Source organism: uncultured Sphingomonas sp., assembly GCF_964244265.1.
GTDB lineage: Bacteria > Pseudomonadota > Alphaproteobacteria > Sphingomonadales > Sphingomonadaceae > Sphingomonas.
Map to the genome: position 1 here is coordinate 1 of NZ_CAXTHV010000026.1, position 20,329 is coordinate 20,329.

Below are 20,329 nucleotides of genomic sequence, written 5' to 3' on the forward strand. Positions count from 1 at the left end.
TCGGCGACTGGGTGATCGCGATCGGCAATCCGTTCGGGCTGGGCGGCACCGTCACTGCCGGCATCATCTCCGCACTGCACCGCGTCACGGGCCAGGGCGGCGCCTATGACCGCTTCATCCAGACCGACGCGGCGATCAACAAGGGCAATTCGGGCGGGCCGATGTTCGATTTGAGCGGCAACGTCATCGGCATCAATTCGCAGATTTTCTCGCCTGGCGAGGGCTCGGTCGGCATCGGCTTCGCCATTCCCGCCGAAGAGGCCAACCCGATCGTCGCGACGCTGATGAAGGGCGGCGCGATCAAGCGCGGCTATCTGGGCGTCGGCCCCCAGCCGGTCGACGACGACATCGCCGCGTCGCTCGGCCTGACCAAGGACCAGGGCGAGATCATCCGCAGCGTCGAGCCCAACCAGCCCGCGGCCAAAGCGGGGATCAAGCAGGCCGACGTGATCCTCAAGGTCAACGGCAAGGACGTCAACCCCGACCAGACGCTGAGCTACCTCGTCGCCAACATCGCGCCCGGCGCGACCGCGCGGCTCGACGTCATCCGGGACGGCAAGCCGATGGTGATCAACGCCGTCGTCGGCACGCGCCCCTCGGAAGAGGAACTCGCCGCCCTGACCGATCCCAACCGCGGCAACGGCGAGGTGCCCGGCGGCCCTACCCAGAGTGGTCCGCAACAGCACGCCGCGACGGACCTGCTCGGCATCCAGGTGATGGCGATCACGCCGCAGATCGCGCAGCAACTCGGCCTCGGCACCGGCGTGACCGGCGTGGTGGTCACCGGGATCGACCCGTCGAGCGATGCCGGTGCCAAGCTCCAGCGCGGGGACGTCATCTCGTCGGTCAACCGCACCGCCGTGACCACGCCGACGCAGGTGGAGGCGGCGGTGCAGGCAGTCAAGACGCAGGGCCGCACGTCGGTGCTGCTGTACGTCACGCGCCCCCGCCAGGGCGCGCAATATGTGCCGGTGAAGTTCAAGAGCTGAGCCGGCGCATTGATCGAGCGGCGGCCGGTTGCTTGCCGGGCCGCCGCTTTCGCGCCATATCGCCGCGTGATTACCGCAAGGGGCGCGCATGACCGATCTGACGAGTATCTTCATCGGCGCCGGGCCGGGCGGCGCCAAGCCGCAGGCGCTCGAACTGAAGCGCGCCAACCGCCACGGCCTGATCGCGGGCGCGACCGGCACCGGCAAGACGGTCACCATCCAGGGCTTGATCGACGGGCTCTCGGCGGCCGGCGTGCCGTGCTTCGTCGCCGACGTGAAGGGCGACCTGGCCGGGCTGGCGATGGCGGGTTCCGCGACCGCCCGGACCCACGACATCTTCGCCGCGCGCGCCGGGGAGATCGGCGACACCGCCTGGACATATCGCGACAATCCAGTGCAGTTCTGGGACCTATTCGGCGACCAGGGCCACCCGATCCGCACCACCGTCAGCGAGATGGGGCCGCTGCTCCTGGCGCGGCTGCTCGACCTCAACGAGGTGCAGGAGGGCGTGCTGACGATCGCCTTCACCGTCGCCGACAAGGACGGGCTGCTGCTGCTCGACCTCGACGACCTGCAGGCGATGCTCGCCGAATGCGCCGCCCGCGCGGACGAACTGACCATTACCTACGGCAATGTGGGCAAGCAGTCGGTCGGCACCATCCAGCGCTCGCTGCTCCAGTTGCGCAGCCAGGGGGGCGACCACTTTTTCGGCGAGCCGGCGATCTCGATCCAGGATTTCCTGGGGGTCGACGACAAGGGCCGCGGGATCGTCAACATCCTGGCCGCCGACAAGCTGATGCAGAGCCCCAAGCTCTATTCCACGTTCCTGCTGTGGCTGCTCAGCCAATTGTTCGAATCGCTTCCAGAGATCGGCGACCCCGACAAGCCGAAGCTCTGCTTCTTCTTCGACGAGGCGCACCTGCTGTTCGACGACATCCCCAAGGCATTGGAGGACAAGATCGAGCAGGTCGTCCGGCTGATCCGATCGAAGGGCGTCGGCGTCTATTTCATCACCCAGAATCCGATCGACATCCCCGATACCGTCGCCGGCCAGCTGAACAACCGGGTCCAGCACAAGCTCAACGCCTTTACCCCGCGCGACCAGGCGGCGGTGAAGGCGGCGGCGACGACGTTTCGCGCCAATCCGGGGGTCGATGTCGCCACCGTCATCACCGAGTTGAAGGTCGGCGAAGCGCTGGTCTCGCTGCTCCAGCCCGACGGTGCGCCGGCCCCGGTCGAGCGCACGCTGATCGCGCCGCCTGCCAGCAGGGTGGGGCCGATCACCCCGGACGAGCGCAAGACGATGATCGAGACCGACGCGATCGGCACCAGATACGACAATCTGGTCGATCGCGAATCGGCCGAGGAGCTGCTCAAGGCCAAGTCGAGCGAAGCCGCCGCCGCCGCCGCCGAGGCCGCCGCCAAGACCCAGGCCGGCAAGGATGCCGCGGCCAGGGCCAAGGAGGATGCGCGCACCGCCAAGGAAGCCGAGCGCACCCGGATTGCCGGCGAACGCCAGGCCGCCGCCGAAGCCAAGGCCGCGGCCAATTCGCCATGGAACCGCGCGATCACCTCGGCGACGCGCTCCGCCTCGTCGGCCGCCGGTCGCGCGGTGGCGAATGAGGTGTCGAAGGCGGTGTTCGGATCGTCGCGCAATGTCGGCGGCAGCGTGATCGGCGGGCTGGTGCGCGGCGTGCTGGGCGGCCTGTTCAAGGGGCGGTGACCCTCGCCCGCATCCTGCGCAGCATCGGCGCCGTTCTCTGCGGGTTTGTCGCGGTGATCCTGTTGTCGCTTGGCCTCGACGAGGCGATGGGGGCGAGCGGCGTCATCCCGCGCGGCGCGATGGTGGCGCCCGCGCTCACCGTGCTGGCGCTCGCCTGTCGCGGCGTGATCACGATCACCGGCGGCTGGCTGACCGCGCGGCTGGCCCCCGCCGCTCCCCTGCGCCACGCGCTTGTGCTGGGGATGACTGTCGCAGGTTTCGCGACGTTGGGCGTGTTCGTCACCTGGAACATGGCACTGGGACCGCATTGGTATCCCATCGCGCTGGCCGCGACCGCGGTGCCGCTGACGCTGTTCGGCGGCTGGTTGCGCGCGGCGCGTTGGTTCCCGAGGGAAACGGGTCTAGGATCGGGGCGATAGGAGACGCCGCATGGACTCGTTTGCCCCCCAAACCGACTGGACCGCCGCCAGCGAAGCCGAACTGGACGGCGTCGTCGAGCTGCGCCGCGCAATCCATCGCGAGCCCGAAATCGGGCTGCACTGCCCGCTGACCACGGCCAAGATCAAGGGGGCGCTTGCCGGCCTGCCGCTGGAAATCCACGACAGCAAGACGACTACCGGCTTCGTCGCGATCCTGCGCGGCGGCGACAGCAACGGGCGCACCGTGCTGCTGCGCGGCGACATGGACGCACTGCCGATGCAGGAGGAGACCGGCCTGCCGTTTGCCTCGACCATCGCCAACGCCATGCACGCCTGCGGCCATGACGCGCACAGCGCGATGCTGGTCGGCGCGGCGCGCGCCTTGTGCGCTCGGCGCGATCAATTGCCCGGATCGGTGGTGTTCATGTTCCAGCCCGGCGAGGAAGGCTATCACGGCGCGCGCTTCATGATCGAGGACGGCCTGCTCGACATAAAGCGGTCCGATGGCGCCTTTGCACTCCACATCATGCCCAACGCACCCGCCGGGCAGATCGTCAGCCGGGCAGGCCCGCTGCTCGCCTCGACCGACGCGCTCAACTTCACCGTGCGCGGCAAGGGTGGGCACGCCGCCATGCCGCACGACGCGATCGATCCGATCCCCGTCGCGTGCGAGATCGTCACCGCGCTCAATACCTTCGTTGCGCGCCAGATCCCGGTGACCGACCCATGCGTGCTGTCGATCACCCGGATCAGCGGGGGATCGGCGTACAACATCATCCCCGATGCGGTGACGATGCTCGGCACGCTGCGCACGCTGTCGGCAACGACGCGTGCGCGTGCGCGTGATGGACTGCAACGCGTCGCCGAACTGGTCGCGATGGCGCATGGCTGTTCCTGCGAGGTGCGGATCGACGACGGCTATCCGGTGACGATGAACGACCCACGCGCGATAGACCTGGTCCGCGACATCGCGATCGGGCTGGGCGGCGAGGACGCGTGGCAGACGATGCCAACGCCAATGATGGGCGGCGAGGATTTTTCCTACGTGCTGCGGGAAATGCCCGGCGCCATGGCATTCATCGGCGTGGCCCCGGCGGGAGCGGACGATGTCGGCGTGCGTCCGCCGCTCCACAATACGCACATGACGATCGACGAATCGGTGATGGCGCGCGGCGTGGCGATGCATTGCGCCTTTGCCGAGCGGTTCCTGGATGCCGGATTCGGTTGAGTGTCCGTTTGCAAACTCGCTAACAGCGAGTTTCGGTAGTCAAACGCGCTCTCAACGCGTTTCAAACAGGCTCCTGGGTCGTCCCGTATCGGGTGGCAGTCCATTGTCAGATCGATGCGCTGGCGGAACTACCATCGGGCGAAAACGTATTTACCCCGGACAGCGGCCACGGGCGCCGCTGGTTTGGAGGAAGCAGCATTTTTCTGCTCCCTTGGGCAACAGGAGTATGTGAAATGGGCCTAATCATCCTTCTCATCGTCGGCGGCGTCATCGGCTGGCTGGCCAGCATCGTCATGCGGACCAATGGACAACAGGGCATATTCCTGAATGTCGTGGTCGGCGTCGTCGGCGCGGTTCTTGCCGGATATCTGATCTCACCATTGTTGGGCATCGCGCCGATCACCAGCGACGGCCGGCTGGTCGGATCGATCCCGTCCCTGCTCGTATCGTTCCTGGGCGCGGTCGTCCTGCTGGCGATCGTCAACCTCGTTCGTCGCGGATCGATCCGCTAATCTTGCCACATCATCGTAACGGAACGGGCGGTCCCTGGCGGGGCCGTCCTTTTCACGTTCAGGCGATCTGTGTCAGGCTCGCATAGCCGAGAGCCAGCAAGCCCAGCGCGCCCGAGGCGCCGCACAGCAGATAGCCGACATATTCGACGCTTCGTGGATTGGGTCGCTGCAGCCGCTGGTTGCGCGAGGCGCTGCTCAGTACGAACGAGGTCAGCAACCCATATGTGAAAACCGCAATCTCGGCCATGTTCCACTCGCTCTTTCACCAGGAGCCCGCTCCTGTTACCGCATCGCAGCAAAAACCTACCGGCGCTTTACTGACAAGTGGTTACCGCCCTCGGCGCGATGACCGGTGGCCCCGATCCGGCGATCGGAGCGGAATACCCCTGCAAAAATCCACTGTTACGGACAGCACTTTTTGTGCCACCGTACCGCATGATCCGCCACCGTACACACCCAGCCGCATCCTCTTCCGCCCAGCAGCGGCGGTGACTATGCCCTCGCGCCTCATCGCCGCCGAACTGACGCTGCGCGGCATAGCGCTTGGCGGCATCATCACGTTGCTGTTCACTGCCGCCAATGTCTATCTCGGACTAAAGGTCGGGCTGACCTTCGCGACGTCGATTCCGGCCGCCGTGATCTCGATGGCGATCCTGCGCTATCTGCCGGGCGCGACCATCCTGGAGAACAACATCGTCCAGACCGTCGCGAGCGCGGCGGGCACGCTGGCGGCGATCATCTTCGTATTGCCCGGCCTGGTGATGATCGGCTGGTGGCACGGATTTCCCTATTTCCAGACCGCGCTGATCACCGCGACGGGGGGCATTCTGGGCGTGATGTTTTCCGTGCCGCTGCGCCGCGCGCTCGTCGTCGACACCGATCTGCCCTATCCCGAGGGGGTTGCTGCCGCCGAGGTACTGGAGATCGGCGCCGGAACCCGCGAGGGTCAGGAGGAAAGCCGGCGCGGACTGCTGGTGCTGGTGTGGAACAGCATCGCCTCGGCCGGATTCGCGATCGCCAGCCAGACCAAGCTGGTGACCGACACCGCCGCGACCTATTTCCGCGTCGGGGCAGGCGTGACCGGTGTTTCCGGCAGCCTGTCGTTTGCCTTGCTCGGCGTCGGGCATCTGGTCGGCATCTCGGTCGGGATGGCGATGCTGCTGGGGGTGGCGATCGGCTGGGCGGGGCTGCTGCCGGTCTTGACCGCCTACCAGCCACAGGCCGGCGACCTGGCCGCCTGGGCCAATGCGGTCTTCCGCAAGGACGTGCGCTTCTTCGGCGCCGGGGTGATCGGCGTATCGGCGATCTGGACGCTGGTGAAGATCGCCGGGCCGGTAATCGGCGGCATCCGGTCGGCAATGGCGGCCAGCGCCGCGCGTCACGCCGGCGAGGCACTGGCGCTGGAGGAGCAGGATTTGCCGATCAGGACCGTGGTCGTCGTCTCGGGACTGGTATTGCTGCCGATCATCTGGCTGCTGTGGGACGTGCTCAGGGGCGGTGCGCTGGCTGGGTCGGCGGTGATCCTGATCGCCGGCGCGTTGCTGTTCATCCTGGTCATCGGCCTGATGATCGCGGCGGTGTGCGGCTATATGGCGGGGCTGATCGGGGCGTCCAATTCGCCGGTATCGGGGATCGGCATCCTGTCGGTGCTCGCCTCGGCGCTGCTGCTGGTCGGGCTGTTCGGCCAGCATCCCGGCGCCGATACCACAGCCGCGCTGATCGCCTATGCGCTGATCGTCACCGGCATCGTGTTCGGCGTGGCGACGATCTCCAACGACAACCTTCAGGATCTCAAGACCGGGCAATTGGTCGGCGCGACGCCGTGGAAACAGCAGGTCGCGTTGATGATCGGGGTGGTGTTCGGATCGATCATCATCCCGCCGGTGCTCAACGTGCTCAACAGCGGGATCGGTTTCGTCGGGGCACCGGGCGCCGGGCCCAACGCGCTGGCGGCACCCCAGGCGGGGCTGATCTCGGCACTGGCCAAGGGCGTGCTGTCGGGCGACGCCAATTGGACGATGCTCGGCTGGGGCGCCGCCGCCGGGGTCGCGCTGATCGTCCTGGACGAAATACTGGGGCTGCTCAGGCTGCTGCGCCTGCCGCCGCTCGGCGTGGCGCTGGGCATCTATCTGCCGATGGCGGTGATCCTGCCGACGGTGGTGGGGTCGGTGCTCGGCTGGTCCTACGATCGCTGGGCGCGGCGGACCGCCAATCCGGAAGCCGCGCAGCGCATGGGCACGCTGACCGCGACCGGGATGATCGTCGGCGAGAGCCTGTGGGGCGTCGCCTTCGCGCTGATCGTGTGGCTGACCGGCAAGGACGCGCCGCTCGCGCTGGTCGGCGCCGAGTTCGAGACGGTGGCGCTGTTCGGCGGAACGCTGGTGTTCGCGGCGATTGCGGCGTTGTTGTACCGCTATGCGCGCGTGGCGGCGCGATAGGCCGGCGGCACCTGCAGCGAGTCAGCCCGGCGCCCCGGCTTTCAGCGCCTCGACCAGTTCGCCGATCGCCACGAACGCGAACGCGACCGAGCTGTCCGCGACGCCATAGGGCAGGAACAACACGTCGCCGTGCCGGATCGCGCCGCACGAATAGACGACGTTGGGCACATAGCCTTCGCGGTCCTGGTTCTTGGCCGCCAATAAGGGATCGACCGTCCGTCCGATGACCTTGGTCGGATCGTCCTTGTCGAGGAGGACCGCGCCGATCGAATATTTGCGCATCGCGCCGACGCCGTGGGTCAGCAGCAACCAGCCCTCGTCAAGTTCGATCGGCGGCCCGCAATTGCCGATCTGGACCAGTTCCCAGGGATAATGCGGGGTCAGGATGCGGACCCCCTCCTCCCAATGCGTCAGCCGGTCCGAATCGAGCAGGTACAGATTCTCTCCATCCTGCCGCCCGATCGCCAGATAGCGGCCATTGACCTTGCGCGGGAACAGCGCGATCCCCTTGTTGCGTGCGGCGGGACCCGTCATCGGCACCAGGTCGAACGCGCGGAAATCCTTGGTCCGCATCAGTTCCGACTGGATCACCGAACCGTTATAGGCGGTGTAGGTCCCCAGCCATTCGGTCGTGCCGTCCTCATGCGCGAACTGCACCAGCCGCAGGTCCTCCAGCCCCTTTGACTGGGCATCGGTGATCGGGAATATCACCGTTCCCGACAACGTCGAATCGCGGTGGCGATGGACCGTCACGGGGCCGGCGGGGACATGCTCCTCGTCGCTGCCGCGAACGTCGGCGGCGGTGGCGAAGGGCGGCTCGGGGGCAAGCTTGAATTCATTCTCGGAGGTGATGATGCCTTCGCGGAACGCGACCGACGAAATATGCCCCTCGCCCACCGCGCGCAGCGACATCAGGATCCGCATAGAGCCCTTGGGCATGCCGGTCTGGTCGAAATGCGGCACCGCGCTGGGGTTCATCAGCGCGGCGGCGGCATAGCTGTATTCGTGGCAGAAATAAGCGCCGATCAGCTGGCGCTTCTCGTCGCCGATCTTGCTGCCGTCGAGCTTCATCTGCCCTTCGACCTCGTCATAACGGGTCATGAAGACGCGCCGCGTCTGCCAGTGCCGCGCCTCGAAATCCTTGAGCACGATGTCCAGCTCGTCGCGCGTTTCGGCGGGCGACATTCCCATCACTTCACCGATCAGCCGTTCGGTCCTGCTCGATGCGCCGTTGGGTCCCCAGCCGATATGAAAGGGACGAACGACGACACGCGACGGATCGGCATGCAGCCGGAGACTGTGGTGGTAAATTTCAAGCAACGGACGCCCCGCTTGTAACCCTGGTTCAAGCGGCGGCGCGAGCGAGGCTACGCGACGGCGCGGCCTTTCCCTGCCACGGTTCCGGCGCGCTTTCCAAGGGCAGAAATGGCACAGGAAGCCAATTGCAGCGCCAAAATGGACTCCGCGCCCTGATTGCGATTGACGCCCCCGGGCATCAACCCGTCGAAACAGCCGCCATCGGTGCCGCTGGCGAGCGGCAGGTCAAGATCGTTGCCGCCCAGATACCAGCGATAGGCGCGCGCCGCCTCGTCGACCCAGCGCCGGTCGCCGGTCGCATCGAACGCGGCCGCGCATGCCTCGATCGCCGCTTGCGCTTCCAGGGGCTGCTGATCGAACGGCAAGGGGTCGGCATAGGAACGGCCGAAGCTGTCGGTGCCGACGGCGCGGAACCGACCCTCGGGCGACGTCTGTCGCGCGGTGATCCAGGCCAGCGTGTCCAGCCCGACGGCGGTCCAGTCGGGACGCCGCATCGCCATGCCGGCGCGGATCAGCGCCTCGGGCAGGCGCGCATTGTCATATGCCAGGACGATCTCGAACCATTCCCATTGCGGCCGCCGCGCGGCATCGACCAGCGCGACGAGCTGATCGCCGAACCGCTCGAGGATCGGCCGCGCCCGCCGGTTGGCCGGATCGGTCTGCAGGATCGCGGCGGCGCCCAGCATGGAAAAGGCATGTGATCGCGGACTGCCCAAGGCAAAGGCAAGCTCGGCGGTCTCGTCGAACAGGTTACGCGCCCAGTCGCGATGCTTGGCCTGGATGGCGTCGCGCGCGGTGATGCCGAGCGCCCACAAGGCGCGGCCGTTCGAATCCTCGGATCCGCAATCCTCGCACCAGCTACGATCGAAATTCATGAAGTTGCGGAAGCGTCGCACGTCCGGATTCCAGGCATATTGGACGAACGATGCATAGACCGTCGTCCACCGGTCGCGCACCGGCTCGGCAATCCCCTGGGCCTGAACCATCAGCATCAGCGCGCGCGCATTGTCGTCGATACAATAACCGTGGCGGCGATCCGGCACCGAATAGATCGAATGCTGGAGGATGCCGGTGCCGTCGCTCATCCGCTCGACTGCCGTGATGTTCACCGCCAGGGGCGCAAAGGGGCTGGGCAGCGCGGATCGGCGCGGCCGTGCGGCGACGATACCATCGATCGCCTCGACCGCCGCCTCGACCAGACGTGGCCAGATCATCGTCCGGCCGCGATCATAGGCCCGCGACGACAAAGCATGGCGCTCCGCGTCATCAACCAGCAGCCGGCCGATCTGCCACGCAAAGCCGGCGACGTCGCCGAAATCGACGATCACGCCGCAGCCGTCGGCCAGGATTTCCGTCGCGTGGATATAGGGGGTCGATACCACTGCCTTGCCCACGCCGACGGCGTAGGACAAGGTCCCCGAGGTGATCTGCGCCGGATTGGTATAGGGCGTGACGTAAAGGTCGGCGGCCTGCAGATAATCGAGCAGTTCGTCATGCTCGATGAAGCCATCGATGAAGCGGACATGATCGGCGACCCCCAATTCGGCGGTCAGGGCCTTCAGCCGGTCACGATATGCCTCGCCCTCCTGCGCGATAAGGTGGGGATGTGTCGCGCCGAGCACGACGTACAGCGCGTGCGGATTGGCCTCGACGATCGCCGGCATCGCCGAAATGACCGCTTCGATCCCCTTGTTCGGGGCGAGCAGGCCGAAGGTGAGCAGCGTCTTGCGCCCTTCCCAGCCGAACTGCCGCTTCATCGCGTCCGGTTCGACCATTGCCCGGTCGGGTACGCCGTGCGGGATCATTATCACGGTGCGCGGATTCGCATCATAGACCCGGATCAGGATCTCGCGGCCACGCTCGGCCATGACGATGACCTTGGCCGCGCGGGCGAGCAATCCCTCCATCACCCGACGCTCGTCGGCATTGGGATGTTCGAGAATGGTATGCAGCGTCACGATCAGCGGCACCGACACGCGATCGGCCAGATCGAGGATATACTCGCCCGCCGGTCCACCAAAGATGCCGTATTCGTGCTGCACCCAGATCGCCTGGACGCCGCTCGCCTCGATTTCGCGCGCAATAGCCAGATAGGCGGCGCGGTCCTGCTGGACGATCGTTCCGGTGACCTGGGGAGGATAAGGATAGCTCTCCGGCCGGTCGTCCATAGCATAGACGTCGACGGCAAGGTCGGGGAAGCGATCGGCCAGTGCGAAATAGGTATCGGTGGTATAGGTGGCCAGGCCGCATTGACGAGGAAGGAAGTTACCGATCAGCGCAATGCGTTTTACCGCGGGATTAGCCACCTTCGCGCTCATTTCCATTCCTTCGACCAAGTTCGTCCCCAAGCGTGCAGGTCACGTTCGGGATAACGACCTAGCATCGATATGGTTGCGGGAATGCTGCGCTGCAATAAGATATGTGCCGACGTGCGTCATTCCGAGCGGGTTTCAGCCCCGTCCGCGATATCCCGGTACATCCTGTGCAGGCAGCCACATTCCCTCCGGGGGCGGCCCCGATTGCCAGAATATGTCGATCGGCATACCGCCGCGCGGATACCAATAACCACCGATTCGCAGCCAGATTGGCGACATCTCCGCGACCAGGCGTTCGCCGATGCCGACCGTGCAATCCTCATGGAAGGCGGCGTGACTGCGAAAGCTGCCGAGGAACAACTTGAGCGATTTGGATTCGACGATCGTCGCCGCAGGTGCGTAATCGATTACCAGATGCGCAAAATCCGGCTGGCCGGTCACCGGGCACAACGAGGTGAATTCAGGCGCGGTGAACCGGACCATATATGGGCGCCCGGGGCGGGGATTGGGGACATAATCGAGGACCGCCTCGGCTGGAGTGGCGGGCAGCGTGCTGGGTCGGCCGAGATATTTTGGCGTCGTCATGGACGGCATATAAGCCGTATCGCCCGGCGCGTCACCGGCGGTGCCGGGGAACACAGCACGACTTTTGCGGCATGGATGCTCGTCCCGCTCGACGGTCTCGTGGCGTGGGGCTAGAGCGCTGTCGCCATTCCGGGGCATGCCGCGTTGAGCCATCAGGGAATGCCGCGTTCGGCAATCAATGGGAGAATTTCATGGACGCGCTGGTAACGACCGAATGGCTGGCGGGCGAACTGGGCGCAGGCGACCTGCGGGTGGTCGACGCGACCTATCTGCCGGCGCTGCCCGGCGGCCCGAACGACGATCCCGCGACCGATTACGCAGCGGCGCACATCCCGGGCGCGGTGTTCATGGACCTCGCCGACCTGGCCGACACCAACACCGATCTGCCGTCGATGCTGCCGCCACCCGAAAAGTTCGCCAGCCGGATGCAGTCGCTCGGCCTCGGCGACGGCAGCCGCATCGTCCTTTACGACAATTCGCTTTATCGCACCGCCGCGCGTGCGTGGTTCATGCTGCGGACATTCGGCGCGCACGACGTCGCCATCCTCGACGGCGGCTTCGCCAAGTGGCAAAAGGAGGGACGCCCGGTGGCCGCCGGCCGGGATCAGCTGCGCCATCGTCACTTCACCGTCTGGGCGGACCGGAGCGGCGTGCGCGACCTCAACCAGATGAAGGCGAACCTCGACAGCGGCGCCGAACAGGTGGTCGACGCTCGCTCGCCCGCGCGCTTCAGCGGCGAGGAGCCCGATCCGCGCCCGGGAACCGAGGCCGGCCACATTCCGGGATCGAAGAACCTGCCTTATGGCACGCTGTTCAACGATGACGGGACGTGGAAGACGGGGGAGGCGCTGAAGGCCGAATTCGTCGCCGTGGGCATCGACCTGGCCAAGCCGGTCGTCACCACCTGCGGCTCGGGCATCACCGCATCGGTGCTGGCGTTCGGCGCCCATCTGCTGGGCAACGAGGCGGCGGTCTATGACGGCAGCTGGTCCGAATGGGGCGCCGATCGGTCGACGCCCAAGGCGACCGGCGCGGCATGAGCCATCCCGCATGAAAGGCGACGGGCGGGACGATGATCGCGACGCGACGCGGGTCGTCGTCGCGGGGCGCCGACCGGAATGGACGGGCGGCATCGTCAACACGCCGGTGTGGCGGGCGTCGACGATATTGTTCGACACCGTTGCCGACCTGCGCGCCGCCGGGCGCCGCGACACCGATCGCCAGCTGATCTACGGCCGGCGCGGCTCGCCGACGCAATGGACGCTCGCCGATGCGCTGACCGCGCTGGAGCCCGGGGCGGAGGGCACGTACCTCTATTGCTCGGGAATGGCGGCGGTGGCGGCGGCCTTGCTGTCGGTAGTGTCGGCGGGCGACGAAGTGCTGATGGTCGACACGGCCTATGACCCGACGCGGGCGCTGGCCGACGGGCTGCTCCGGACGCTGGGCATCACGACACGTTATTACGATCCGCTGATCGGGGCCGGGATCGCCGACCTGATCGGCGAGCGGACCCGCGCGATCCTGATGGAGAGCCCGGGCAGCCTGACCTTCGAGGTTCAGGACGTGCCGGCGATCGTAGCCGCGGCAAAGGCGCGGGGGGTAGCCACGATCCTCGACAACACCTGGGCCACGCCGCTGCTGTTTCCGGCGATCGGCCGGGGGGTCGACCTGGTCGCGCTGGCCTGCACCAAATATGTCGTCGGCCATTCCGACGCGATGCTCGGCGCGGTCATCGCGGGACCGGGTTGGTATCGTCGCCTGCGGCGGATCAGCTATCAGATCGGCCAGTGCGCCAGCCCCGACGACGCCTGGCTCGGCGCGCGCGGGCTGCGCACGATGGCGGTGCGGCTAAAGCAGCATGGCGACAGCGCGCTGGCGGTCGCCCGCTGGCTCGCCGGCCGGCCGGAGGTCGCGCGCGTCCTGCACCCCGCTCTGGCCGATTGTCCCGGCCACGAGGTGTTCGCGCGCGATTTCCGCGGCGCTTCGGGGTTGTTCTCCTTCGCGCTCAAGGACGGCGACGAGGCCAGCCGCGCCGCCTTCATCGACACATTGCGGCTGTTCGGCATCGGCTATAGCTGGGGGGGCTTCGAAAGCCTGGCGCTGCCCGTCGATCCGGCCAGGTTCCGCACCGCGACGAAGCGCGATTTCGGCGGCGCGCTGGTCCGGCTTCACGTCGGGCTGGAGGACGTTGCCGACCTGATCGCCGACCTTGACGGCGGTCTTGCCGCGTTCCGGGCAATACTGGCGCAAAGATCGTGATGCCGGCCGGCCGCTGACCGCAGCAAGGCCCTCCACTGTGGCCGCGGCGCAACATCGTTGCGCTATCGCGACGATTACGGATCGTTTGGTGTTGTACATTGCATGGTGTCTTGTCAAAGGGCCTCGCGGTGACTGGATTGACGGCCCGGCCGACATATGGCGTCGCGGACAGAGGCTGGACACGCACCGAGGCAGGAGGGGCGACGACGCCATCTTCCCGTTCGAAAGGAATACCATGCGCTTTTTCCATATCAGCCTCGGCGTGATCGCGGTTGCGATCGCCGCTCCCGCCATGGCGCAGGAAGAAACCGCGCCTACCCCGACGTTCACTTTTACCGGGAACGTCACCGCAATCAGCGACTATCGCTTCCGTGGCCTGACCCAGACCAACGAGGATCCGGCCGTGCAGGCGACGGTCAACATCAACCACAAATCGGGCCTGTATGCCGGCGTCTGGACCTCGACGATCGATGGCGGCCGCGACGGCAGCACGCCTGCCTTGACCGGCTATGGCGGCGCCGAGGTCGATTTGTATGGCGGCTTCACGCGGACGCTGAAGGGCGGCCTGGGCTTCGACGTGGGTCTGCTCTATTATTATTATCCGGGCGGCGTGAAGACCCTCAACACCGACTTCTTCGAACCCTATGCCTCGGTCAATTACACGATCGGCCCGGTCAACGCCAAGGTCGGCGCGGCCTATGCCTGGGGCGGCCAGTCGGGCCTCGACTTCACCTCGGGCAGCGATGACAACATCTATGCGTACGGGGAACTCGCCGCCGGCATTCCGACCACGCCGCTGACCCTCAAGGGCCATCTCGGCTATACCAAGGGCTCGCTCGGCCTGGTCAATTTCGTCGGCAGCGACGACAGCTATTTCGACTGGTCGGCGACCGCCGAAGCCGCCATCGGCCACGTCAAGGTCGGCGTCAGCTATATCGACACCGACATTTCCAGCGCCACCGGGACCTTCACCAAGGGATCGCGGACCGGTTCGGTGCGACGCTTCGACCGGTTCGACCAATTCTACGGCCGCGGGTCGACGGTGCTGGGCTATGTCGGGCTGACTTTTTAAGCGTTCTGCTTGAAATGTGCTGCGGCACGTTTTGCGGTGCCGGCCGCTCCCCCTCCCGGCCGCCCACATGGTATCCTGATGGGCGGCCGGGTGGGGGAGCGGGCCGGCACCGCACGAACCTCGCTCTTCCGCGAGTTTCCAAAAAAAGTCGGGGCGGCCTCGCCGCCCCGATATCCCCATCTTCGGCGAGAGCGGCCAGGACACCGGCCCAAGCGAGAGGTAATGTTGTATCCTCTTGTCGTTGCGGCTAGATCAACCGCGATGACTGCGATGATTCGCCCTTTCCGCATGGCGCTGCTCGACCGGTATGCGATCGGCCTGTCGGGGCTCTGCGCGGTCCATTGCGTGGCCAGCGCGGTGCTGGTCGCGCTGGCGGCCTCGGCGGGCGGCCTGTTGCTCCACCCTTTGTTCCACGAGGTCGGGTTGACGCTGGCGATCGGGCTGGGCGCCGTGGCGCTGGGGCGCGGGGTGGTGCGACACGGCGCCATGATGCCCGCGGTCGCCGGTTCGCTGGGGCTGGGCATGATGGCGGGAGCGATCAGCCTGCCGCACGGCGATCCGGGCGAAACCATGTGGACGATCTTTGGCGTCGCGCTGCTCGCGCTCGGCCATGAACTGAATCGTCGCGTGGCCCGCTGACCTGCCGCATCGGGACGGCGTCCTCGGTCGCCTTATTGCCTCAACGCGCGTGAGCGCCTAAATCATTGCCGTGACTGCCCACCATCATCACCGCGAACCGTCCGGTGTCCAACTGGCGACCGTGGCGCAGGCGACGCTTGAACGATCGGGCGAGCAATGGACGCCGATGCGCGCCAGCATCTTCGGCGCGCTGGCCGCGTTCGATCGCCCCGCCTCGGCCTATGACATCGCCGAGGCGGTCTCGAAGATCGAGGGGCGCCGTGTCGCCGCCAACAGCGTCTATCGCATCCTCGACCTGTTCGTGGGCACAAACCTGGCGCGGCGTGTTGAAAGCGCCAATGCCTATATCGTCAACGCCCATCCCGATTGCCTGCACGACTGCATCTTCCTGGTGTGCGATCATTGCGGACAGACCGTGCATATCGACGATGATCGCATCGCCGGCACCGTGCGCCGCGCGGCCCAGGCGACGGGCTTCCTGCCCGAACGGCCGGTGATCGAGGTCAGGGGCAAATGCGCCGATTGCAATTGACGCGGCTTTCGTCTCCTGGGGCAGCCGATACCTGATCCGCGTCCGTGAAGGCGCCGCCGGCCTGGTTCAGCCCGCTGGATCAGGCGCCAACGCCTTGCCCATGCGTACCCCCGGCACCGCCACGCCGCGATCGGCCATCTTGTCGACCCGCTCGATCGGCCGATAGCCGCATGCGATGTAAAGCGGCTCGCCCGCCAGCGTTGCCATCAACTCGGCGCGCATGAAACCGGCCTCGCGTGCGGCGGCTTCGTTCGCCGCCAGCACCAGGCGGCCGATGCCGCGACGAACATGGTCGGGATCGGTATACATCGCGCGGATCCGCGCCGCGTCGCGCGCCGGATCGAGCAATGCCGCATCGCGCAATGCCGAATTGTGGTCACCACCATACAGCGTCGCGCGATAGCTCCAGCCGCCGCAGCCGACGATCCGCCCGGCGCCGTCCTCGACCACGACATAGGTCCGGTCGGCGATCAACTGGGTGTCGAGACCCATGCTGAAGCGGCTGGCCGCCACCTGCTCCGGTGTCAGGAACGCGTGCTGCAGGGTGAAGATCGCGCGATCCATCAGCGCGGCGATCGCGGCAACATCCTCCTGGGTCGCGATGCGGACGACAAACGTCACTGGCGTATCGACCTCGCAATCATCAGCCTGCACCCCAAACAGCCTGGCCAGCTTTTTCCAATGATCAAGCGGCGCCGCGGGTCTTTGTCGGCGCTTCCGCCGCCGCCTCGCTGGTCACCGGATCGTTCCGGTGGGGCGGGCGCGTCGTCAATATCCGGTCGGGTGCTGCGTCCATCGTCCGGCACACCACGTCGAACATGTCGCCGTCGATCCGGATCTCGTTGATCGCAGGCGGGCTGGTCCTGATCCGCTCCGACAAGGTCCCCGCCCCGATCATCCGCACCGTGCGGCCATTGACCGGGTGAGCGATGTCGAACGGGTCATGGACGTGCCCCGTCAGCACGGCGTCCACCCCGACCGCCGCCAGCGCCGCGAACGCCTCTGCGCCGCGGTGCGTCTGCGCCGACATCCGGGTATGCGGCTCCACGAGCGGATGGTGACAGGCGACGAACACCAGCCGATCCTTCGGCACCGCTTCGACCAGCGCGAGCGTTTCGGCCAGCGCATGCCGGCTGACATAGCCCTTCGACCAGTTGAGCCGCCATTGCGCGCGCGCCGTGGTCTTGAGCGGGACGATCGATACACCGGGCAGGTCGAGCGGCCTTTCGACCAGCCGCTCGACATCCTCGAACCGGCGATAGGGATGGAACATGCGTGCTATCGGATTGAAATAGGGCAGGTCGTGATTGCCGACCTCGACCGTAACCGGCCGCTCCAGCCCACGCAGCCAGGCGAGCCCCGCGGCGAATTCGCGCCGCCGGGCACGCATGGTCAGGTCGCCCGTCATCACCACCGCGTCCGGCGCCTCGGCGGCGACCAGCGCGTCGAACCAGGCGATCGCCGCGACATCCTCGCGTCCGAAATGAACGTCGCTGACATGGAACAGCCGGGTCATGGCGCGTCCTTTCGGGTGGCGATGAACTGCTTGCCCGTACGCCCGGTGGCAATCGTCGTGCCGGGCGCGAGGTCGATCGGTTCGCCGTCGAACAACGCGAGCACCGGTTTCTTTTCGGCGATGCGCAATTCGGTCGCACGCACTTCTGTGACCGATCGCGCCGCCACCCAGTCGCCGGTCATCCAGCTCCAGCCCAGTTCGGCGATCGCGCGGAAATCGCGCGCGTCGATCGCGGCGACCTCCAGCCCGTCCGCGTCGGCGCGGACCAGCACCGCCTGGGCATGATGGGTGAGGCCGGGCGCGCCGGTGACGCGGATGCCGTGGCCGAAAGTGCGGCGCCAGGCCCCCCGCATCGACGCGAACAACCCCTTGATCTTGCCCTTGCGGACGATTTCGCGCGCGCGATACCAGCTTGCCGCCGGGCCCAGGATCAGCCCGACCAGCGCGCGGTGCGGCCCGGCCTCGACATAGGGGAGCGCAATCCGCTTGCCCGCGGCATGCGCCAAGCCGACGATCTCCGCCGGATCGAGCGACTCATGGAGCATTCTGGCCAGCATGTTCATCGTGCCGCCGGGCAGGATCAGGATCGCGCCGTCCCATTCGGCCAACGCGCAGACCGCGGCGTTGATCGTGCCGTCCCCGGCAAACAACAGCACCGTATCGGCGCCCGCCTTGTCCAGCGCGGCCGGCTTGGGTAGCGTGTCGTCGGGAAAATCGGTGCGGCCGACCATTTCCAGCCCCGCCTCGATACAGACGGCGACGATCGCCTCGGCTTTCTGCGCGTCCGACGAGCCCGAATGGGGATTGGTGATCAACCACAGCTTGTGCATCATCCGGCAACGCACGACGCGGCCGATCGCCCCTTTGTCAATCGGGAATATCCAGCGTCACGCGCGTGCCCGTTGCGTCGCTGACGGAGGAGAGCGTCCCGCGCGCCTGCTGGGCGAATGCCTCGATCAGGCGCTGGCCAAGACCGCCGTCACGCCGCGACGCCGGCTGACGCTCGGGCATCCCGACGCCGTCATCGGTCACCATCAGCCGCCAGCCCGCGCCGCTTTCATGCCGTCGCCAGGATACGCCGATCGTGCCGCTATCGCGCCCGATGAAAGCGTGCTTGGCCGCATTGGTGACGAGTTCGTTGATTACCAGGCCCATCGACACTGCCCGGTCGCGGCCGACCGGCGCCTGGTCGGCGTCGCAGGTCAGCGTAACGCCGCCGCGCAACAACAGGGCGTCGGCCAGCGCCCCGCATAATTCGACCAGGTAATCGCGGATGTCGACCATCTCCGCCTGGCCGTTGCGATAGAGGTGACGGTGGGCGCGCGCGACGCTCTCGACCCGCATCAGGGCCGAAGTGAGGGCCTCCGCCGCCGCCGGCTCGGTCACGCGCCGCCGCTGGATATCGAGCACCCCTGCGACGATCGCGAAATTGTTCTTCACGCGATGATCGAACTCGGCGAGCAACAGGTCGCGCTCGGCGATCTCGCGGTCGCGTTCCTGCGTGGCGCGCCGCACCGCACGGCGGAACAGCTCCGCCAGCGCCACGGTCAGCATCGCCGTCGCCAGGATGGCGAACAGCGTCGACGATGGGCTGGCGACCGCGGCGGCGGCCGGCGTCCCTCGATAGGCGGCGAAATAGGTGTAGAAGACCGTGATCGCGGTGGTCAGCAATCCGGATTGCCATCGCCCGAACAGGGTGGCGACCATGATCGCGGGAAAGACGAGCGCGAAAATCGCCGATCCAGGCGCAATCGCATTGATGACGATACGGATGATCGTCGCCGCAGCGGCGCACAGCAACGCAAAGGACAATTGCGTCACCCAGCGCGGCACGGTCGGCGCCAGCCGGTCGGGCAGGTCGAGCTCGCCAATCCTTGCCATGCCGGAAGGGGACATCGCCGTACCGCGCACAGTCAAGCCGGGAAAGCTCGATCTTGATTCCGATCAATCAAATGAATGTTCCGGGCCGATTTTCCAGCGAGGTCGACGATATATTGCCACGCCACCCGGCCCGAGCGCGCGCCGCGCCGCGTTGCCCAGCCGACTGCATCGGTGGCATCGAACGGCAGGTTGAACGCGCGGGCATAACCCTCGACGATGGCCAGGTAGGCGTGCTGGTCGACCCCATGGAATCCCAGGCTCAGCCCGAACCGGTCCGCCAGCGCGAGCTGATCGTCCACGCTGTCGCGCGGGTTGATGGCGCTTTCCTGTTCGGTGATGTCACGCGGGACGAGGTGGCGGCGGTTGGCGGTGACGACCAACCGCGCATTGTCCGGCCGCGCCTCCGCCCCGCCCTCCAGCAGCGAGCGCAACGCGCGGGCCTCGCCCGCCGTGTCGAACCCGAGATCGTCGAGAAACAGCACGAAGCCGCGGTCGATGCCCGCGATCCGGTCGAACAATCCGCGCAGGTCGCTCAGCGCGCCGACCTCGATCAGCGCGATGGCGCCGCCGGCCGCCTGGGTCGCGGCGACCGCGCTCTTGACCAGCGCCGACTTGCCGGTGCCGCGCGCGCCCCATAACAGGATGTCCTGGGCGGCATGTCCCGCGGCCAGCCGCCCGAACTCGGCGAGCACCGCCGCCTTCTGCGCCTCGACGCCCAGCAGCAGGTCGATCGGCAGCGGCGCGAAATGCCGCGCGGCGACCAGCCCGCCGTCGCGCGACAGATAAGCGCGATGGGCAGCCGGATCGGCGTCGGGCGGCAGTGGCGGCGCGATCCGCTCAAGCGCGGCGGCGATACGATCAAGCGGGTCGCTCATCGCGTCCGCCTCTGGCATGCCTGCCGCCT

General features: G+C 66.9%; 20 protein-coding genes. 11 read left to right on the forward strand and 9 right to left on the reverse strand.

Annotation, left to right across the window (positions count from 1 at the left end):
- The 5 genes from ACFE7K_RS11415 to ACFE7K_RS11435 all read left to right on the forward strand — a co-directional run.
- Positions 1-989, forward strand: a 989-nt coding sequence (locus ACFE7K_RS11415; protein ID WP_375398317.1) for a PDZ domain-containing protein, incomplete at its 5' end; no start/stop codon positions are given.
- Positions 990-1,077: 88 nt separating this feature from the next.
- Positions 1,078-2,712, forward strand: a complete 1,635-nt coding sequence (locus ACFE7K_RS11420) for a helicase HerA-like domain-containing protein (protein WP_375398318.1) — start codon at positions 1,078-1,080, stop codon at positions 2,710-2,712.
- On the forward strand, positions 2,709-3,131 hold the full coding sequence (locus tag ACFE7K_RS11425; protein ID WP_375398319.1) for a hypothetical protein: 423 nt from the start codon (positions 2,709-2,711) through the stop codon (positions 3,129-3,131). The genes ACFE7K_RS11420 and ACFE7K_RS11425 overlap by 4 nt, the downstream gene beginning before the upstream one ends.
- Positions 3,132-3,141: 10 nt before the next feature.
- On the forward strand, positions 3,142-4,359 hold the full coding sequence (locus ACFE7K_RS11430) for a M20 family metallopeptidase (protein WP_375398320.1): 1,218 nt from the start codon (positions 3,142-3,144) through the stop codon (positions 4,357-4,359).
- Positions 4,360-4,592: 233 nt separating this feature from the next.
- Positions 4,593-4,871, forward strand: a complete 279-nt coding sequence (locus ACFE7K_RS11435; protein WP_375398321.1) for a GlsB/YeaQ/YmgE family stress response membrane protein — start codon at positions 4,593-4,595, stop codon at positions 4,869-4,871.
- A gap of 58 nt (positions 4,872-4,929) precedes the next feature.
- Here the strand turns inward: ACFE7K_RS11435 and ACFE7K_RS11440 are convergent, their stop codons facing one another.
- Positions 4,930-5,118 (reverse strand): hypothetical protein, encoded by a 189-nt coding sequence (locus ACFE7K_RS11440; RefSeq protein ID WP_375398322.1) that lies wholly within the window; start codon positions 5,116-5,118, stop codon positions 4,930-4,932.
- 247 nt (positions 5,119-5,365) lie between these two features.
- On the opposite strand from ACFE7K_RS11440, the gene ACFE7K_RS11445 reads away from it, so the two are divergent.
- A complete protein-coding gene (locus ACFE7K_RS11445; RefSeq protein WP_375398358.1) occupies positions 5,366-7,309 on the forward strand; it encodes an OPT family oligopeptide transporter in 1,944 nt (647 codons plus the stop codon).
- Between the two features lie 21 nt (positions 7,310-7,330).
- On the opposite strand, the gene ACFE7K_RS11450 is transcribed toward ACFE7K_RS11445, so the two are convergent.
- The 3 genes from ACFE7K_RS11450 to queF form a co-directional block, all read right to left on the reverse strand.
- Entirely contained in the window at positions 7,331-8,629 is a 1,299-nt protein-coding gene (locus ACFE7K_RS11450; protein WP_375398323.1) for a glycoside hydrolase family 130 protein, read from the reverse strand.
- Positions 8,630-8,676: 47 nt separating this feature from the next.
- On the reverse strand, positions 8,677-10,944 hold the full coding sequence (locus ACFE7K_RS11455) for a glycosyltransferase (RefSeq protein WP_375398324.1): 2,268 nt from the start codon (positions 10,942-10,944) through the stop codon (positions 8,677-8,679).
- A gap of 132 nt (positions 10,945-11,076) precedes the next feature.
- Positions 11,077-11,535 carry a preQ(1) synthase gene (queF, locus tag ACFE7K_RS11460; protein WP_375398359.1) on the reverse strand — a complete coding sequence of 153 codons (459 nt, stop codon included), beginning with the start codon at positions 11,533-11,535 and terminating at the stop codon, positions 11,077-11,079.
- Positions 11,536-11,717: 182 nt separating this feature from the next.
- Here queF and ACFE7K_RS11465 point away from each other — a divergent pair, with 182 nt between their 5' ends.
- The 5 genes from ACFE7K_RS11465 (at position 11,718) to ACFE7K_RS11485 (ending at position 16,028) form a co-directional block, all read left to right on the forward strand.
- Positions 11,718-12,566 carry a sulfurtransferase gene (locus ACFE7K_RS11465; protein WP_375398325.1) on the forward strand — a complete coding sequence of 283 codons (849 nt, stop codon included), beginning with the start codon at positions 11,718-11,720 and terminating at the stop codon, positions 12,564-12,566.
- Positions 12,567-12,576: 10 nt separating this feature from the next.
- Positions 12,577-13,785: a cystathionine beta-lyase gene (metC, locus tag ACFE7K_RS11470; RefSeq protein WP_375398326.1), complete on the forward strand. Its 1,209-nt coding sequence runs from the start codon at positions 12,577-12,579 to the stop codon at positions 13,783-13,785.
- A 235-nt stretch (positions 13,786-14,020) separates the two neighbouring features.
- On the forward strand, positions 14,021-14,857 hold the full coding sequence (locus ACFE7K_RS11475) for a TorF family putative porin (protein ID WP_375398327.1): 837 nt from the start codon (positions 14,021-14,023) through the stop codon (positions 14,855-14,857).
- Positions 14,858-15,127: 270 nt separating this feature from the next.
- Positions 15,128-15,496, forward strand: a complete 369-nt coding sequence (locus ACFE7K_RS11480) for a MerC domain-containing protein (RefSeq protein ID WP_375398328.1) — start codon at positions 15,128-15,130, stop codon at positions 15,494-15,496.
- Positions 15,497-15,560: 64 nt separating this feature from the next.
- Complete coding sequence (locus ACFE7K_RS11485; protein WP_375398360.1) at positions 15,561-16,028, forward strand: Fur family transcriptional regulator; 468 nt, start codon at positions 15,561-15,563, stop codon at positions 16,026-16,028.
- A gap of 66 nt (positions 16,029-16,094) precedes the next feature.
- Here the strand turns inward: ACFE7K_RS11485 and ACFE7K_RS11490 are convergent, their stop codons facing one another.
- The 5 genes from ACFE7K_RS11490 to ACFE7K_RS11510 all read right to left on the reverse strand — a co-directional run bounded on the left by ACFE7K_RS11490 (position 16,095) and on the right by ACFE7K_RS11510 (position 20,300).
- Entirely contained in the window at positions 16,095-16,592 is a 498-nt protein-coding gene (locus ACFE7K_RS11490) for a GNAT family N-acetyltransferase (protein ID WP_375398361.1), read from the reverse strand.
- 121 nt (positions 16,593-16,713) lie between these two features.
- On the reverse strand, positions 16,714-17,544 hold the full coding sequence (locus ACFE7K_RS11495; protein ID WP_375398329.1) for a metallophosphoesterase family protein: 831 nt from the start codon (positions 17,542-17,544) through the stop codon (positions 16,714-16,716).
- Positions 17,541-18,377, reverse strand: a complete 837-nt coding sequence (locus ACFE7K_RS11500) for a diacylglycerol/lipid kinase family protein (RefSeq protein WP_375398330.1) — start codon at positions 18,375-18,377, stop codon at positions 17,541-17,543. The genes ACFE7K_RS11495 and ACFE7K_RS11500 overlap by 4 nt, the downstream gene beginning before the upstream one ends.
- 34 nt (positions 18,378-18,411) lie before the next feature.
- On the reverse strand, positions 18,412-19,425 hold the full coding sequence (locus tag ACFE7K_RS11505) for a sensor histidine kinase (protein WP_375398331.1): 1,014 nt from the start codon (positions 19,423-19,425) through the stop codon (positions 18,412-18,414).
- Between the two features lie 32 nt (positions 19,426-19,457).
- Complete coding sequence (locus tag ACFE7K_RS11510) at positions 19,458-20,300, reverse strand: DUF815 domain-containing protein (RefSeq protein ID WP_375398332.1); 843 nt, start codon at positions 20,298-20,300, stop codon at positions 19,458-19,460.
- Positions 20,301-20,329 lie beyond the last annotated feature (29 nt).